The organism is Methanocaldococcus fervens AG86 (genome assembly GCF_000023985.1).
GTDB lineage: Archaea > AGJL01 > Methanococci > Methanococcales > Methanocaldococcaceae > Methanocaldococcus > Methanocaldococcus fervens.
Genome location: NC_013156.1, coordinates 19,598 through 35,752 on the forward strand (window position 1 = coordinate 19,598; position 16,155 = coordinate 35,752).

The following is a 16,155-nucleotide window of genomic DNA, read 5'->3' on the forward strand; positions in this document are numbered from 1 at the left end:
TGAGGGAAATTATGGTAAAAATAAATTACAAAAAATGCGGGTATTGTGGAGCATGTGTTGGAGTTTGTGAAAATTTGGCTATAAATTTGATAGAGCATATTATAGTCATTGATGAAAAAAAATGTAATAATTGTAAGTTATGCACAATAGTATGCCCATTAAATGCATTAGAGGGGGAATAATGAGGGAGTTAAACGATGTATACGATGTAGTGGTTGTTGGAGCTGGACCTGGAGGAAGTATGGCAAGTTATGCCTCAGCAAAAAATGGGGCTAAAACACTGTTAATTGAAAAATCACAAGAAATTGGAGAGCCTGTTAGATGTGCTGAAGCTATTCCATCTATAGAAGAATTTGGAATAAAACCAACACCAGAATTTGTTAGAAGTGTTGTTAAAGGGGGAATTTTATTCTCCCCTTCTGGAAAAAAGGTTACTGTAACTCAAGATAAAGCTCAAGGCTACATAGTTGAGAGAAAAATTTTTGATAAATATTTGGCCATTAGGGCAGCTAAAGAAGGAGCTAAAGTGGCGGTGAAAACAGCAGCTATAGGTTTAGAGAGAGATGGGGATTATTGGAACGTTATAGTTGAATTTTTAGGAGAAGAGTATGCTATAAAAACCAAAGTGGTTATAGCAGCTGATGGTGTTGAGAGCAATATAGCTGAGTATGCGGGTTTAGAGGCAAAGAAAAAACCATTAGAAATTTGCTCCTGTGCTGAATATGAGATGGTGAATGTTGAATTGTTGGATAAAAATATGATGGAATTCTATTTTGGTAATGAAGTGGCTCCAGGAGGCTATGTTTGGATATTTCCTAAAGGGGAGACAGCAAACGTTGGATTAGGAGTTAGAGATAGAAAAAAGAAGGCAATTGATTATTTAGAAGAATTTATAGAAAACGGTTTGGCTAAGGATAGGTTGAAAAACGCTACTCCAGTAGAGTTTAAAGTTGGAGGAGCTCCTGTTTCTGGACCTATAGAAAAAACATACACCGATGGGCTTTTAGTTGTTGGAGATGCTGCTGGGCAGATAAGTCCATTAACTGGAGGAGGGATTTACTTAGCTATGGACTGCGGATTAATGGCTGGAGAGGTAGCAAGTAAAGCTGTAAAATTAAATGATTGGAGCGAAGATGTTTTAAAAGAATATGAAAATAGATGGAAAGAAAAACATTACGAATATTTGATGAACCATTTGACGTATAGAAAAATCTTAGAGAAAATGAGTGATGATGAGTTGGACGCTTTGGCAGAGGCTTTGGGAGAGAGTTTAGATGGCATAGATTTGAAAAAATTTGTTAAAAGAATTATAACAAAGAAACCTTCACTTTTAAAATACTTTAAGGATTTACTACAATAGGGCTTCGCCCTATTGGTATACTTATAGTTTTGATCAACCTTTTACTAAAAGGTTGTTATTATTCTTTTTTTGGTTTTTTAACAACTAAAACTGGGCAGTGTGCATTTTTAATAACTCTTTCAGCAACACTACCTAATAATATCCTTTCTAATCCAGTTTTCCCGGTAGTTCCCATGACAATTAAATCTGCTTTTTTCTTTTCAGCAAATTCAACAATCTCTTTTGCAGGAATTCCTTCCAACATTTCTGTATGAACTTCAACTCCATACTCTTCAGCTAATTTTTTGACCTTTTTTAAAGCTTCATGCCCCTCCTCTTTTAACAGCTCACTAATCATTTCCCAGCTACCTTCTGCAGGTAATCCAACAAATGGAGAGACATCAACAACGTATATTGCATAAACTTCAGAATCAAATTTCTTCGCTATATTAACTGCATGCTTTGCAGCTTCAATTGAGACATCTGAACCATCAGTTGGGATAACTATTTTTTTATACAAGTTTTCACCATTTCTGATTTTGATTTATTATTTTATTATATGTTTAGTATATTATAAATTTAGGATTTATAATATAAAAACCTGCCTATGACATATATTATTTTTCTTCGTTATGTTTAATCATGTTTACCATTTTTAGTACCATAATTTTTTATTGATTAATAAAATTTATTGAAATTTTTATTATATAGTATGCTATTTTAAGTTTTTTACTTGGATTAAGGAATATCTCTTCACTTACACAAAAAATATATAAATTTTACTAAGCATATATTGTTTATGGATATTTAAAATTGTTTTTTATATATGACATGAGGTGATAATATGCTCAAAAAGTTTAAAATAAGTACAAAACTTATGATCATGTCAATATTTATCATTTTAGTGCCAATGATAATTCTGGGAGCTATGACATATCATTCTGTCTCAAATACAACAGAAGAAATGTTGCAAAAAAATTTAGAGTCTGCATTTAGAACTGCAAATTCTGTTATTGATGGAAGACTGCATGAATTATCTGAAATGCTTTGCGTATATGCTGATGATCCAAATTTTGTTAAATATATGGAGGAAAAGAATAAGGAAAATGTGCGTGAGTATGTTATTGATTTTAAAGAGGAAGCAGATGCAGATTTTGTTGTTGCGTTTGATACAGATGGAAAAGTGTTCGCAAGGTCGAATAATAATTTAAGTGGGGATAAAGAGCTGTATGATTTGGTTCTTAAAGCGTTATCTGGAAATAAAATATCAGGTTTTGTTGTCCTTGATGAAGAAACCATGAAAAAAGAGGGTTTAGAACACCTACAATTGGAAGTAATCCCAACGCCAGGTATGGCAAATATTGATGAAGATGTAGGAAAAAAAGGCTTGGCATTAGTTGCAATTGAACCTATTAAGGATGAAAATGATAATATTTACGGAGCATTACTGGTAGCAGATGTTCTAAATAAGGACTATACGCTTGTTGATAAGATAAGCGAATACACTGGAGGAAAATTAGCGACGATATTTTTAGATGGCCTTAGAGTAACGACCAATGTTGAAAAAGACGGAAAGAGGGCAGTAGGAACTGTAGTATCACAGGAAGTTTATGATGAGGTTATTAAAGAAGGAAATCCTTATGTTGGGAGGGTGTTTGTTGTTAACGATTGGTATTTAACAGAATATGGGCCTATTAAAGATATTAATGGAAAAATTGTTGGAATGTTATTCGTTGGAGTGCCTGAAGATGAAGCTATAGTTCTTATGAATGATATTCGAAATGATGTTGTAAGTGCTGGAATTATTGGGACGTTATTTGGTGTAGGGATTGCGTTGATAGTTAGTAGGTCGATAGTTAATCCAATAAAAAAGTTAGAAGAAGTTGCTGAAGAAGCTACAAAAGGGAATTTAAATGTTAGGGCAGAAGTTGAAAGTGACGATGAGATTGGAAAGTTGGCAGAAGCCTTTAACGAAATGATAGATAATGTTAATAAAGCTTTAGAAGAAGTAAAACGTAGAGAAGAGTTAGCTAAGATTCTTATAAATGATTTAAGGAATGTTATGACAAGAATTGCCAATGGTGACTTAACTGCGAGAATGAATGAAAGTGGAGAGAAAAACAAAATTCAAAAGCTTGTTAATCGTGCATTAGATCAGTTAACTGAAATGATAAAAATGTTAAAAGAAGAGACGGATGAATTAAATAACGAACTTGATGTTATTAAGGAGGAGTTGAATAGGGTTAAAGAGATTTCTGATCAGGTTACTGATGCATCAAGCCAAGTTGCTACTGCAGCTACTGACCAGTCAAATAAACTTCAAGATTTAACTCAGGAGTTGGAGCATACTGTACAACTCTCAGATGAAACCTTAAAAGCTGCTGAAGAGGGAGTTTCAGCAATTAATGAAGTAGAAGAAAAATCAGATGAAGGGGTTAAGAACGTTGAAAATGCAATCGAAACAATGCAAAGAATAGCCAACGTTATCGACGAATTAGGTAGAGCTTTAGAAGATTTGGGTAAGAAAAGCCAAAAAATCAACGAAATTACTGCTTTAATTAAAGATATTGCCGAACAAACTGGTTTGTTAGCTTTAAACGCTTCTATTGAAGCTGCAAGGGCTGGAGAGGCGGGAAGAGGTTTCGCAGTCGTTGCGAGTGAAATCAAAAACCTTGCTGAGGAAATAGGAAAGTCAATTGAAGACATCAACAGAACGGTTGAAGAAATTAGAAAAGCTCTCGATAAGACTATCGATTTAGGATTAACTGGAAAGAATGAAGTGGATAAAGGAGTTGTAGTGATAGATGAGGTTAATAAAGCATTCTTAAAGATCAAAGAAGCTGTTGATAAAACTAAAGAAGTTATTGAGAATATTAAAAATGCCGCAAAAACTTCTGCAGATGATGTAGAACAGGCTTTAAAACATATTCAAGATATAGCTTCGATATCAGAAGAGTTTGCCGCTACAGCTGAAGAGTTAACAGCATCAACCGAAGAATTAAATGGAGCAATAGATGAGATTTATAAAGCTACAGAGAAAATTGTTGACATATCAAACAAACTCAAAGAATCAGCAGACAAATTCAAAACATAAAATATAATACTTTAATTTAATTTTTATTTTTTATTAATTCTCAATTAATTCTTATTTATTTTAATATTTTAATAATGATTTATCTTTTTTGTAAAATTTCTTGATGGATTTCGTCATCTTTTTAAAAGAGTTATCAATTTTTCAATAATAAACTATAAATTATAACAAAATAATATTTTACATATAACCACGTAAAATGTGATAATCATGAAGGAAAGAACCTTCGTAGCTTTAAAACCAGACGCTGTAAAAAGAAAATTAGTTGGAAAAATTATAGAGAGATTTGAAAATAAAGGTTTTGAAATTGTGGCTATGAAGATGATTAAATTGGATAGAGAAATGGCAGAGAAATACTATGAAGAACACAAGGGAAGGGAGTATTTTGAAAGATTGATAAATTTCATGACATCTGGAAGAATGATTGCAATGGTTATTGAAGGAGAAAATGCCGTATCAGTTGTAAGGAAAATGATAGGCAAAACGAACCCTGCTGAAGCGGATCCGGGAACTATAAGAGGAGATTTTGCTTTAACAACTCCAGATAACATAATTCATGCATCAGATTCAAAAGAAAGCGCTGAAAGAGAGATAAAGCTATTTTTTAAAGAAGGGGAGATATTTAGTGAATAGGCATAAGGTTTAATAACACATCTTTCATTTTCTATATTAAATCAATTTGATAAGGTGTAATATATGGATGAAAATGATTTAAGATATATAGAGAAAGTTTTAGGAAGAAAACCAAACCACATAGAGTTGGCAATGTTTGAAAACTTATGGAGTGAACATTGCGCTTACAGAACATCAAAAAAGCTTTTGAGAATGTTTGCTAAAACGGTTAATGAAAAAACATCTAAACATATCGTCGTTGGAATCGGAGATGATGCCGCTGTAATTAGGTTGAAAGATGATATATGCTTAGCAATTGCCATGGAAAGCCACAACCACCCATCTTATATAGACCCATACAATGGAGCTGCTACAGGAGTTGGAGGGATAGTTAGGGATGTTTTATCAATGGGAGCTAAGCCTATAGCCCTATTAGACCCATTAAGATTTGGAGATATATTTGGAAAAGAAGGGGATAAGGTTAGATGGCTGGTTGAAGGAGTTGTTAAAGGAATTGGGGACTATGGAAATAGGATAGGGGTTCCAACTGTTGGAGGAGAGTGTGAGTTTGACAGCTCCTTTGATTATAACAACTTGGTTAATGTCGTATGTGTCGGTTTAGTTAGAGAGAATGAAATCATTACAGGAAAAGCAAAAGAGCCAGGATTGTCTTTAATATTGGTTGGTTCAACAGGAAGAGATGGGATAGGTGGAGCTTCATTTGCATCAAAGGATTTAACTGAAGAGAGTGAGGAAGAAAGACCAAGTGTCCAAGTTGGAGACGCGTTTTCTGAAAAATGTTTAATTGACGCTGTTTTAGAGGCAATAAAAACTGGAAAAATTAAAGCTATGAAAGATTTAGGAGCTGCAGGTCTCTCAGGAGCTTCATCGGAGATGTGCTATGGTGGAGGAGTTGGATGTGAGCTTTATTTAGAAAATGTTGTATTGAGAGAGCCGTTAACTCCTTATGAGATTATGGTGTCTGAAAGTCAGGAGAGGATGCTATTAGCTGTTGAGTCTGGAAGTGAAGAGGAGGTAATTAAAATATTTAAAAAATATGAGCTTCCTGCTTCAGTTATTGGTAAAACTATTGAGGAGAAGAGGATTATTGCCAAATACAATGGTGAAGTTGTTGTTGATTTACCATTAGATTTGCTCTGTGAAGCTCCTTTATACGATAGAGAGGCAAAAGAGGATTTAAAAGAAAGAGAAGATGATAAGGAAAAAATAAAGATGCCTGAAGATTTAAACGCTGTGTTGTTGAAACTATTGGAAAGTCCAAATATCTGCTCAAAAGAATGGATTTATCAGCAGTATGACCATGAAGTTCAAATAAGAACTGTCATAAAACCAGGAAAAGATGTAGCTGTCTTAAGGATAATGGAAACTTATCCTACCGGCATTGCCTTAACAACTGACTGTAATTCAAGATACTGTAAATTAAATCCCTATGTAGGGGCAGTAAATGCCGTTGCTGAGGCGGTGAGGAATTTAGCAACTGTAGGAGCTGAGCCAATAGCCATGCTTGACAATTTAAACTTTGGAAATCCTGAGAGGTCGGAGAGATTTTGGCAGTTAGCTGAATGTATAAAAGGTTTATCTGATGCCGCAGAATTCTTTGAGATTCCAGTAGTCGGAGGAAATGTAAGTTTATACAACGAAACAGTTATTGAAGGTAAAGAATTCCCAATAAACCCAACTCCAGCAATATTTGTTTTGGGTAAAGTTGAGGATGTTGAAAAAGTCCCTGGAGTTTTAGATAATAAGATTAGAGAAGGGGATATGTTAATAATTACAAATGAAACAAAAGATGAGATGGGAGGAAGTGAGTATTATAAAGTTATACACAACACTGAGGAAGGAAGAGTTCCAAGGGTTGATTTAGATAAAGAAAAGAAGATTTATGAGGAAGTTAGAGAGGTTATAAAAGAAGGTTTAGTTAGCGAGGCAGTTGACTGTTCAAGAGGTGGTTTGGCTGTAGCTTTAGCTAAAATGGCTATATTAAATAACATTGGCTTAGATGTAGATTTAACTACCTATAATAAAAACAACTTGAGAGATGACATCTTATTATTCTCAGAGACCTCTGGAAGAATAATATTGGCAGTTAGAGAGGAAAATAAGGATAAAGTTTTAAGTAAATTGAGCAACGCATATGTTATTGGAAAAGTTGGTGGAAATAAATTGAAGATAAAAATTAATGGAAAGGATGTTATTGATTTGGATGTAGAGGAGATGAAAAAGAGGTATTATGAGGCATTTCCAAAGATGATGGGAGAAATTTAAAACCTATTTTTTAAATCTTTTTAGCTCTGTATTCGGTTATGTAGTATCTTAATATTCCAGCGTTCAATAACCATGTATTTAAGATATCTGCAACCAATGCAAATATTAAAACTGTTGCTATATTTGCCAATATATCAGCAACTGGGATAAAGAGTTTTACAACAATCAATAATATCAGCATTGCAGAGATTGTAGTGAATGTCATAGTTAGTCCTGTTTTCATAGCTTCTTTAACTGTTTCATCAAAGCTTTTTGATAATCTTTTTAGCACTCTTGTAGTTAGTAGGATATTTGAATCCACACTATAACCAATAACCATTAATAGAGCGGCTATTGTTGCAGAGGAAAGCTCAATGTTAAATAAGCTCATAGCCCCCAAAGCCATAATTAAATCTGAAAGTGCAGACAATATAATAACTCCACTCGCTATTGGGTTTCTGAATGCAAAATAAACAGCTATAGCCATGAATATGAACGCAAATGAAATAGCTTTAAGTCCTTCTTCAAAGAATTTAGAGCTTAAAGTAGCTCCAATTGTTTTTTCAGAGTAATTTAATTTATCCAATCTATCCACATTAAAAAATTCTTTAATTTTTTGTTTTACAATATCAACATCTTCAGTTTTACATCTAACAACTATATAATATCCATCAGCTGCTTTTAGCTTTTTTATTTCAGCAATGTTGTTAAGACTGTTTTTTAAACTGGTTATATCCATATCGTTATTAACTTTAATCGTTATCTCCGTTCCTCCTGTAATATCTATACTTTTTGGAATTCCCTTAAAACCTATCAACAAAATTGATAATATGAGAAGGGCTAAGGGTATAGCTATTGACAGTCTATAATCTTTTAGCATTGTTCCAACCCCTTAATATTTTATCCATACAAAACAAACTTTTTTATATGCAGTGAAGTAATATAAATATTAATATCCTTATGGATAAGGTGATACCTATTAGACCAAAAAAATTTGTAATGTTTTTATTTTTGTTCTTTTTATTTGCAAATTTGTCTTTGGCATACACCATTGAGAGGGTAGATATTGAATGTATTGTCAATCCTGACGATACAATAAACGAAACAATAACTATGATAATTTACAATAACGAAAATGAAAATTTAAGCTCTGTAACTTATACTATCCCTCAAAATATCAGAAACTTTACAATAAACTCTCCTAATGGTGTTAGGGGATATAGTGCTTTATATGACCAAGGAGTTACTAAGATTACGATAGAGCTCGAAAAACCCATAATGCCTACTGAATCTACAAATATATCAATTAATTGTTTCGTTACTGATGCAATTTGGACGAAAAATGACGTTAAACAGCTTATCCTCAACTTTCCAATCCCTGCAAAAAATGCTGAAATAAAAGTAGTTCTTCCTCCAGGGGCGGTTATATTATCACCACAGGGAACTTTGCTTGTAACACCTTCTGGGTATAAAATAACTACAGACGGGAAACACCAAATTATCATTTGGGATTTATCCCTAGATAAAGAAATAACCTTTACAGTTGCTGTAAAATATTCCTTTGTCTCATATCCTTCACAGAATATCATAGAACATCCAGCTATTAGCAGTAATTTAAAATATCTTCTAATAATCACAGTATTTGGGACCATATTACTTGGAGCATTGTTCGTTATGGAGAGAACGTCCAAAAATAGGATTGTGGAAGAAAATAAAAATATAAAAAATGAGTTAGATAAGTTAAAAAATAAATTAAAAGAAAAAGAAGACGAAGTTAAAAACGCTACAGAAATAATAAAAGATTTGGAAGAGGAATTAAATAAGGCTAATAAAAACTTATTAAGCAAAGACGAGATTATTGGTGTATTAAATGAGAGAATTTCAGAATATGAGAGTAGGATAAAAAATCTTGTGGATGAAAATGCCAATTATAAAGAAAAAATTGATTCGTTAAGTGAATACGTTAAAGCTTTAGAAAAGGAAAATAAAGAACTAAAAGATAAGGTTAGAGAATTAAATGAAATCATACAAAAGGACATAGAATTAAAGAAAGGGGTTTTATGGGACTTTTTAACTGAAGATGAAAAAACTATAATTGATTTAATAAAAAAGCACGGACATATAACCCAAAAAGAGATTGTAGAAATTACTGGAATGAGCAAACCAAAAGTTTCAAGAATTATATCTGAATTAGAGGATAGAAAAATCATAAGAAAGGAAAAAATAGGAAGAATAAATAAATTAACCTTAACAGAAGATAGTAAAAAGCTCTTATAATTTGGTGAGACTATGAAAATCTTAATATCGGTTTGTGGGGAGGGCTTTGGGCATACAACAAGATGCGTAGCAATTGGTGAAGCTTTAAAAGATGATTATGAAATTGCCTATGTTGCTTATGGTAAAAGTAAAGATTTCATTGAAAAATACAATTTTAAAGTTTTTGAGACATTTCCAGAGATAAAATTAAAAGGAAAGGATGGGAAGTTTGATATAACTTCAACTATATTCAATAAAGAATACAGCCCAAGAAAGGCTATTGAAAGAGAGATTGAAATTATAAAGGGATATAACCCTGATTTGGTTATTTCTGATTGCAAATATAGCACAATTGTAGCTGCAAAACTTTTAAAAAAGCCAGTTATTTGTATAAGCAATCAAAACTATACAAGATACAAATTAAAAACTGATTTAATTGTCTATCCAACAATGAAAGCTTTAAATGTTATACATGAGAAATGTGAAAAATTTGTAGTTCCAGATTTTCCTCCACCATATACAATATGTGAATACAACTTAAAAATTATAAAAAATATGGAGTTTATTGGGCCTTTAATTAGATATGATGTTGATAACGTTGACAATGTTGAAGGTTATATATTGAGCGTTATCGGTGGGTTTGAATATAGATACAAGATCCTTGAAGAACTTGGAAACATTGCCTTAAAAAATAACCTTAATGTTAAACTCGTATGTGGGTGTTATGAAGTAGCTAAAAAGATAAAAAATGACTTGAAATTGAAGTCATATAAGAATAAAAATATTGAGATAATCCCTATAACAACCAATATGAAAGAACTTATAAAAAATGCTGAGATTGTTGTATCACATGGTGGACATTCAACGATAATGGAAGCTCTATCATTTGGAAAACCGTTAATTGTTATTCCAGATTTAGACCATCCTGAGCAGGGGAATAATGCCAAAAAAGTTCATGAACTGGGTTGCGGAATAGCTTTATCCTACAAAGAGCTATACAGACTGGAAGAGGCGATATTTGATATAAAAAACATGAGGATGTATAAAAGAAACGCCTTAAAGATGAAAGAACTTGCAAAAAAATACAATGGAAAGAAAAATATCAAAAAAATAATAGACGATTTCTTTGAAACAAAAAGCAATTTAAGGAAATACTACTTAACAGATAGAATAACTAACAAGCTAATCAATAAGATTAAATTGAAGATTAGGTGATTTGATGATAACAGTATTGTCAGGGGGAACAGGGACACCAAAGTTATTACAGGGCTTAAAAAAAGTTGTTGATAATGAAAAATTGGCTGTTGTTGTAAATACTGGTGAAGATACATGGATAGGGGATTTATACTTATCACCAGATGTTGATACCGTCCTCTATACACTATCTGATTTAATAAATGAAGAGACATGGTATGGAGTTAGAGGAGATACCTTCCACACTCATGAGCAGTTAAAAAAGCTTGGATTTGATGAGGTTTTAAGAATAGGAGATAAAGATAGGGCTTTGAAGATGCATAAAACTTATTATTTAAAAAGAGGTTATAATCTCTCAGAAGTTGTAGATATGGAGAGAGAAGCTTTAGGAATTAAAGCAAAAATTATTCCAATGACCGATGATAGAGTTGAAACAAAAATTTTGGCAAAAGTTGATGGAAAAACTGACTTATTAAAATTCCATGATTTTTGGGTTAAGAGGAGAGGAGAAGTTGAGGTTTTAGATGTGATTTATGAAAACTCTTTATATGCAAAGCCATGTGAAAAGGCTGTTGAAGCTATAAATAACAGTGAGCTTATCATTATCGGCCCCTCAAATCCTATAACTTCCATAGGGCCAATTTTAAGCTTAAATGGTATGAAAGATTTATTAAAAGATAAAAAGGTTGTTGTTGTCTCCCCAATAGTTGGAGATTCCGCAGTTTCAGGTCCTGCAGGCAAATTGATGAAAGCAAAGGGTTATGAGGTCTCTGTTAAAGGGGTTTATGAATTTTATAAAGATATAGTTGATATTTTAGTTATTGACACCGTTGATAAAGATATGGCAAAAGAGATACCATGCAAGGTTTTAATAACAAACACAATCATGAAAACATTGGATGATAAAGTTAGGTTGGCAAAGAATATTATTGAATTCTGCAGTGGATAATTTATGAAACCAGTAGCCTTAACAACTACAAAACCAGGATTTGAGCCCCAGCTGAGGGAGGAGTTAAATAAAATACCAATAAAAAAGAAAATTTTATGGACTCCATTTAGAGGAATTTTAATAGTTTTATCTTCAAATCCTTACGATTTTTTAGAAGTTGTTAAAGAAAATAAATCAAATTTAAAATTTTTATTTAGATTAATTCCTTTAGAAATAGAATGCCAAACAGATATTGATGAGATAAAAAAGGCAGTTTTATCTTTAATAAATGAAAAGAAAGAAAAATTAAAAAATAAGTCTTTTGTGGTTAGATGCAATAGGAGAGGGAGTCATAAATTTACAAGTGAAGACATTGAAAGAGTTATTGGAAGATATATCTTAGATAATTTTAAAGATTTGAATCTTAAAGTTGATTTGAAAAATTGGGATTTTAAAATAAATATTGAAATTCTACAAAATAAGAGCTATATTTCAATATTCTACAACAATTTCAATGAGTTTGTTATTGAAGAGAATATAAGAAATTTAAAAAACTTAAAAAGATACGTTGAAAGACCATTAAACCGTTCAGAAAGGAAAATGCAAGAGTTAATGGAAAAATTCCCATTTATATTTGAAAATTTAAACTGTGTTGTTGATATCGGTTCAGCTCCAGGTGGATGGGCAAAGATGTTATCAAAAAAAGCTAAAAAGGTTTATGCCATAGATACTGGAGAATTAAAGGTAAAAGCAAAAAACATAATCCATATAAAAAAGAGAGCTGAAGATGTAGATTTTGAAAAAGATATCGATGAGGAGATTGATTTAATAACTAATGACACAAACTTATATCCTGATGAATCAATATTTTTAACGTTAAAATTTGCAAAATATTTAAAAAGTGGTGGATATATAATTCATACACTAAAAGCGAGAAATTTGGAGACTAAAAAGGAAGATTTAAATCAGGTGTTAAAAATTTTAGACCAATATAAAAATATTGAATTATTTAAGATAATTAATTTAAAGGCTAATACCAAAAACGAACTCACACTAATACTCAAAAAATTGTAGGGGGAAGTATTGCAGAATATCCCGAAAAATATATATACTTCTATTGTAAAAACTAAAAATGTAAAGCTCTGAGGTGGTATTATGGCTGAGCTTCCAGTTGCTCCATGTGTAAGGATATTGAAGAAGGCTGGTGCTAAGAGAGTTAGCGAAGAAGCAGGGAAATATTTTGCTGAAGCTTTAGAACAAATTGCCTTAGATATTTCTAAGAAAGCAGTCGATTTAGCTAAGCACGCAAAGAGAAAGACTGTAAAAGTTGAAGATGTGAAGGCTGCATTGAGGGGGTAGATGTATAACTTACATTATATCTATAATAATAGTACACCTTTTTATTTTTTGTGCATATTAATAAAAATATTTAAATATTTGGAACTAAATATAATTAAGATTAAATAGCGGTATTTTGATTTGATATTAGAGACTCTTTTAATGAGAATCTGGTGAGAGGATGAGGATTGTTTTTGATTTAGGTGGCTCGGTTGTAATGCCAAAAGAAGGGGCAAATGTTGAAAAAATTAAAGAATATGCCAACACTTTTAAAAAGATTAAAGATGAAGGGCACGAAGTGGCTATAGTTGTTGGAGGAGGAAGAACAGCGAGGGAATATATAGGTATAGCAAGAGAATTGGGAGCTAATGAGGGTTTTTGTGATGAATTGGGAATAATGGCTACAAGAATGAATGCAATGATTTTGATTACAGCTTTAGGAGATTACAGTATAAAAAAAGTTCCTACATCATTTGAAGAGGCAGAATTAATTTTAAACTTAGGAAAAATACCTGTTATGGGTGGAACTCATCCTGGACACACAACAGATGCTGTAGCTGCCTCATTAGCAGAGTTTATAAATGCTGATTTATTGGTCATAGGGACGAATGTTGATGGAGTCTATGATAAAGACCCAAATAAATATGAAGATGCTAAAAAGTTTGATAAAATGAGTGCTAAACAACTCGTTGATTTGGCTTTATCTTCCTCATTAAAAGCTGGTTCTTCATCAGTTGTTGATTTATTGGCTGCTAAGATTATCGAAAGAGCAAGGTTAAAAGTGGCAGTTGTTAAAGGAACTCCTGAAGAACTTTTAAATGTTAGCAAAGGAATAATAAATGGAACAATAATTGAGGGATAATTATGGAGATTCCAAAGCATAGACACTGTTTAAATTGTGGTATTTCAATTCCACCAGACCAAGTTTTCTGCTCAGAAAAATGTAAAATTGAGTATATGCAAAGAAGAAAGAGGTTGATGAGAACCCAATACATGTTTTTAGCTATTGCAGTGCTTATCATCTTATATTATATTATAACAATAGCGCTGAAGATGTAACCAAAAATTATTTAAGATATTAATCTCAATTAATTAACGACTATTGTCCTGACTCCTTAAGGAGTTGGGACGCGTCGATGACCCAGTGGAGTTTCTGCCCCTTTGACCCCAAAGGGGTAGGAAAATGATGAAGCTGGGGAGGCATAGGGTGAAAAAATAAAAATTGATAAAACCTGTTTTATTGAACTTAAATTAATTTAAAAATTAAAAAAATAAAAGTAAAAATAATATAGGAGGTAGTAGTATGCCAACAGCAAAATTCGTAGTTGCAGACCCAAAAACAGGAAGATGCTACCAAATTGAAGCAGACAACACACCATTAGTTGGTAAAAAAATTGGAGAAGTCTTTGATGGAAAAATTTTAGGTTTAGAAGGATACAAATTGCAGATAACAGGAGGAACAGACTCAAGCGGTTTCCCAATGAGACCTGACATTCACGGAAGTAGAAAGGTTAGAGTTTTATTAAGTGCTCCACCAGGATTTAAACCAAAAAGAAAAGGAGAAAGAAGAAGAAAAACAGTTAGAGGAAACACAATAGCTCCTGATATTGTTCAAATTAATGTAAAAGTTGTTGAATACGGAGAGAAATCAATTCCTGAATTGTTAGGATTAGAAGGAGGAGAAGCTCAAGAGTAAAATATAAAATAAATCAGATTTCAAAAATCTTATTTTTTATTTTCATTTATTTATAATTAAATTTTTAGCCATTTTAGTTGAGAGAGTTTTTTGACTATTTTGTTATAAGCTAAAATTATAAAAATAGGAAAATACTATTTTACAGATAAATAAGTAAGATTTACGGGGGATAATTATGGCAAAGAAAAAACAAACTAAACAGGCAGAAGTGAATATTGGAATGGTTGGACACGTTGACCATGGAAAAACAAGTTTAACAAAAGCATTAACAGGAGTTTGGACAGACAGACATAGTGAGGAGTTGAGAAGAGGAATTTCAATTAGATTAGGATATGCTGACTGTGAGATAAGAAGATGCCCACAATGCGGAACTTACACAACAAAACCAAGATGTCCAAACTGTTTAGCTGAGACAGAGTTTTTAAGAAAGGTTTCTTTCGTTGATTCCCCAGGGCATGAAACTTTGATGGCTACAATGCTTTCTGGAGCTTCTTTAATGGATGGGGCAATTTTGGTTATTGCTGCCAATGAACCATGTCCTCAACCACAAACAAAAGAACACTTAATGGCTTTGGAGATTTTAGGAATTGATAAGATTATAATTGTCCAAAACAAGATTGATTTAGTAGATGAAAAGCAGGCTGAAGAGAACTATGAACAAATAAAAGAATTTGTTAAAGGAACTATTGCTGAAAATGCTCCAATAATTCCAATCTCAGCTCATCATGAAGCAAACATTGATGTTTTGTTAAAGGCAATACAGGACTTTATTCCAACACCTGAAAGAGACCCTGATGCAACTCCAAGAATGTACGTTGCAAGAAGTTTTGACATAAACAAGCCAGGAACTAAGATTAAAGATTTAAAAGGAGGAGTTTTGGGAGGGGCAATTATTCAGGGAGTGTTTAAGGTTGGAGATGAGATTGAAATAAGACCTGGAATTAAAGTAACTGAAGGAAATAAAACTTTCTGGAAGCCATTAACTACAAAGATCGTTTCATTAGCCGCTGGAAACACTATAATTAGAAAAGCCCATCCGGGAGGATTAATTGGAGTTGGAACAACATTAGACCCATACTTAACAAAATCAGACGCATTAACTGGAAGCGTTGTAGGATTGCCTGGAACTCTCCCACCTATTAGGGAGAAGATAACAATAAAAGCCAATTTGTTAGATAGGGTTGTGGGAACTAAGGAGGAGTTACAAATAGAGCCATTGAAGACGGGAGAGGTTTTAATGCTAAACATTGGAACTGCTACAACCGCAGGAGTTATAACATCAGCAAGAGGAGATATTGCAGATATAAAATTAAAGCTTCCAATCTGTGCTGAAATTGGAGATAGAGTAGCTATAAGCAGAAGAGTTGGGTCAAGGTGGAGGTTAATTGGCTATGGAACTATTGAAGGCTAAATATTTTTTTATTTAAATTGAGGGA

General features: G+C 32.5%; 16 protein-coding genes. 14 read left to right on the forward strand and 2 right to left on the reverse strand.

What is annotated here, in order from left to right; translation table 11 throughout:
• Window positions 1–11 precede the first annotated feature (11 nt).
• Window positions 12–182 carry a 4Fe-4S binding protein gene (locus tag MEFER_RS00105; RefSeq protein WP_012794886.1) on the forward strand — a complete coding sequence of 57 codons (171 nt, stop codon included), beginning with the start codon at window positions 12–14 and terminating at the stop codon, window positions 180–182.
• Complete coding sequence (locus MEFER_RS00110; protein ID WP_012794887.1) at window positions 182–1,360, forward strand: NAD(P)/FAD-dependent oxidoreductase; 1,179 nt, start codon at window positions 182–184, stop codon at window positions 1,358–1,360. Before MEFER_RS00105 ends, MEFER_RS00110 begins: the two co-directional genes overlap by 1 nt.
• A gap of 58 nt (window positions 1,361–1,418) precedes the next feature.
• On the opposite strand, the gene MEFER_RS00115 is transcribed toward MEFER_RS00110, so the two are convergent.
• Window positions 1,419–1,859: a universal stress protein gene (locus MEFER_RS00115; RefSeq protein ID WP_012794888.1), complete on the reverse strand. Its 441-nt coding sequence runs from the start codon at window positions 1,857–1,859 to the stop codon at window positions 1,419–1,421.
• 324 nt (window positions 1,860–2,183) lie between these two features.
• On the opposite strand from MEFER_RS00115, the gene MEFER_RS00120 reads away from it, so the two are divergent.
• The 3 genes from MEFER_RS00120 to purL all read left to right on the forward strand — a co-directional run bounded on the left by MEFER_RS00120 (window position 2,184) and on the right by purL (window position 7,328).
• Complete coding sequence (locus MEFER_RS00120; RefSeq protein WP_012794889.1) at window positions 2,184–4,433, forward strand: methyl-accepting chemotaxis protein; 2,250 nt, start codon at window positions 2,184–2,186, stop codon at window positions 4,431–4,433.
• Between the two features lie 207 nt (window positions 4,434–4,640).
• A complete protein-coding gene (locus MEFER_RS00125) occupies window positions 4,641–5,063 on the forward strand; it encodes a nucleoside-diphosphate kinase (protein WP_012794890.1) in 423 nt (140 codons plus the stop codon).
• Between the two features lie 63 nt (window positions 5,064–5,126).
• Window positions 5,127–7,328, forward strand: a complete 2,202-nt coding sequence (purL, locus tag MEFER_RS00130) for a phosphoribosylformylglycinamidine synthase subunit PurL (RefSeq protein ID WP_012794891.1) — start codon at window positions 5,127–5,129, stop codon at window positions 7,326–7,328.
• A gap of 10 nt (window positions 7,329–7,338) precedes the next feature.
• Here the strand turns inward: purL and MEFER_RS00135 are convergent, their stop codons facing one another.
• Window positions 7,339–8,187 (reverse strand): protein translocase subunit SecF, encoded by an 849-nt coding sequence (locus MEFER_RS00135; RefSeq protein WP_012794892.1) that lies wholly within the window; start codon window positions 8,185–8,187, stop codon window positions 7,339–7,341.
• An 80-nt stretch (window positions 8,188–8,267) separates the two neighbouring features.
• Here MEFER_RS00135 and MEFER_RS00140 point away from each other — a divergent pair, with 80 nt between their 5' ends.
• The 9 genes from MEFER_RS00140 (at window position 8,268) to MEFER_RS00180 (ending at window position 16,130) form a co-directional block, all read left to right on the forward strand.
• On the forward strand, window positions 8,268–9,584 hold the full coding sequence (locus tag MEFER_RS00140; protein WP_012794893.1) for a helix-turn-helix transcriptional regulator: 1,317 nt from the start codon (window positions 8,268–8,270) through the stop codon (window positions 9,582–9,584).
• A 12-nt stretch (window positions 9,585–9,596) separates the two neighbouring features.
• The gene (locus MEFER_RS00145; protein ID WP_012794894.1) at window positions 9,597–10,778 is read left to right on the forward strand and encodes an MJ1255/VC2487 family glycosyltransferase; all 1,182 of its coding nucleotides are present in this window, start codon (window positions 9,597–9,599) and stop codon (window positions 10,776–10,778) included.
• Between the two features lie 4 nt (window positions 10,779–10,782).
• Window positions 10,783–11,706: a 2-phospho-L-lactate transferase gene (gene cofD / locus MEFER_RS00150; RefSeq protein ID WP_012794895.1), complete on the forward strand. Its 924-nt coding sequence runs from the start codon at window positions 10,783–10,785 to the stop codon at window positions 11,704–11,706.
• A gap of 3 nt (window positions 11,707–11,709) precedes the next feature.
• On the forward strand, window positions 11,710–12,759 hold the full coding sequence (locus tag MEFER_RS00155) for a THUMP domain-containing protein (protein ID WP_012794896.1): 1,050 nt from the start codon (window positions 11,710–11,712) through the stop codon (window positions 12,757–12,759).
• 81 nt (window positions 12,760–12,840) lie between these two features.
• Complete coding sequence (locus MEFER_RS00160) at window positions 12,841–13,044, forward strand: histone family protein (protein WP_012794897.1); 204 nt, start codon at window positions 12,841–12,843, stop codon at window positions 13,042–13,044.
• Between the two features lie 160 nt (window positions 13,045–13,204).
• The gene (gene pyrH / locus MEFER_RS00165) at window positions 13,205–13,885 is read left to right on the forward strand and encodes a UMP kinase (protein WP_012794898.1); all 681 of its coding nucleotides are present in this window, start codon (window positions 13,205–13,207) and stop codon (window positions 13,883–13,885) included.
• A gap of 2 nt (window positions 13,886–13,887) precedes the next feature.
• Window positions 13,888–14,082 (forward strand): DUF2116 family Zn-ribbon domain-containing protein, encoded by a 195-nt coding sequence (locus MEFER_RS00170; RefSeq protein WP_012794899.1) that lies wholly within the window; start codon window positions 13,888–13,890, stop codon window positions 14,080–14,082.
• A gap of 244 nt (window positions 14,083–14,326) precedes the next feature.
• Window positions 14,327–14,719 carry a 30S ribosomal protein S6e gene (locus MEFER_RS00175; protein WP_012794900.1) on the forward strand — a complete coding sequence of 131 codons (393 nt, stop codon included), beginning with the start codon at window positions 14,327–14,329 and terminating at the stop codon, window positions 14,717–14,719.
• Window positions 14,720–14,894: 175 nt separating this feature from the next.
• Entirely contained in the window at window positions 14,895–16,130 is a 1,236-nt protein-coding gene (locus tag MEFER_RS00180) for a translation initiation factor IF-2 subunit gamma (protein WP_012794901.1), read from the forward strand.
• The last annotated feature ends 25 nt before the right edge of the window (window positions 16,131–16,155 follow it).

Bases quoted from the DNA above. Each gene is read 5' to 3' on its own strand.
- MEFER_RS00105 (WP_012794886.1), top strand. From the start codon at position 12: ATGGTAAAAATAAATTACAAAAAATGCGGGTATTGTGGAGCATGTGTT.
- MEFER_RS00110 (WP_012794887.1), top strand. From the start codon at position 182: ATGAGGGAGTTAAACGATGTATACGATGTAGTGGTTGTTGGAGCTGGA.
- MEFER_RS00120 (WP_012794889.1), top strand. From the start codon at position 2,184: ATGCTCAAAAAGTTTAAAATAAGTACAAAACTTATGATCATGTCAATA.
- MEFER_RS00125 (WP_012794890.1), top strand. From the start codon at position 4,641: ATGAAGGAAAGAACCTTCGTAGCTTTAAAACCAGACGCTGTAAAAAGA.
- purL (WP_012794891.1), top strand. From the start codon at position 5,127: ATGGATGAAAATGATTTAAGATATATAGAGAAAGTTTTAGGAAGAAAA.
- MEFER_RS00135 (WP_012794892.1), bottom strand. From the start codon at position 8,187: ATGCTAAAAGATTATAGACTGTCAATAGCTATACCCTTAGCCCTTCTC.
- MEFER_RS00140 (WP_012794893.1), top strand. From the start codon at position 8,268: ATGGATAAGGTGATACCTATTAGACCAAAAAAATTTGTAATGTTTTTA.
- MEFER_RS00145 (WP_012794894.1), top strand. From the start codon at position 9,597: ATGAAAATCTTAATATCGGTTTGTGGGGAGGGCTTTGGGCATACAACA.
- cofD (WP_012794895.1), top strand. From the start codon at position 10,783: ATGATAACAGTATTGTCAGGGGGAACAGGGACACCAAAGTTATTACAG.
- MEFER_RS00155 (WP_012794896.1), top strand. From the start codon at position 11,710: ATGAAACCAGTAGCCTTAACAACTACAAAACCAGGATTTGAGCCCCAG.
- MEFER_RS00160 (WP_012794897.1), top strand. From the start codon at position 12,841: ATGGCTGAGCTTCCAGTTGCTCCATGTGTAAGGATATTGAAGAAGGCT.
- pyrH (WP_012794898.1), top strand. From the start codon at position 13,205: ATGAGGATTGTTTTTGATTTAGGTGGCTCGGTTGTAATGCCAAAAGAA.
- MEFER_RS00170 (WP_012794899.1), top strand. From the start codon at position 13,888: ATGGAGATTCCAAAGCATAGACACTGTTTAAATTGTGGTATTTCAATT.
- MEFER_RS00175 (WP_012794900.1), top strand. From the start codon at position 14,327: ATGCCAACAGCAAAATTCGTAGTTGCAGACCCAAAAACAGGAAGATGC.
- MEFER_RS00180 (WP_012794901.1), top strand. From the start codon at position 14,895: ATGGCAAAGAAAAAACAAACTAAACAGGCAGAAGTGAATATTGGAATG.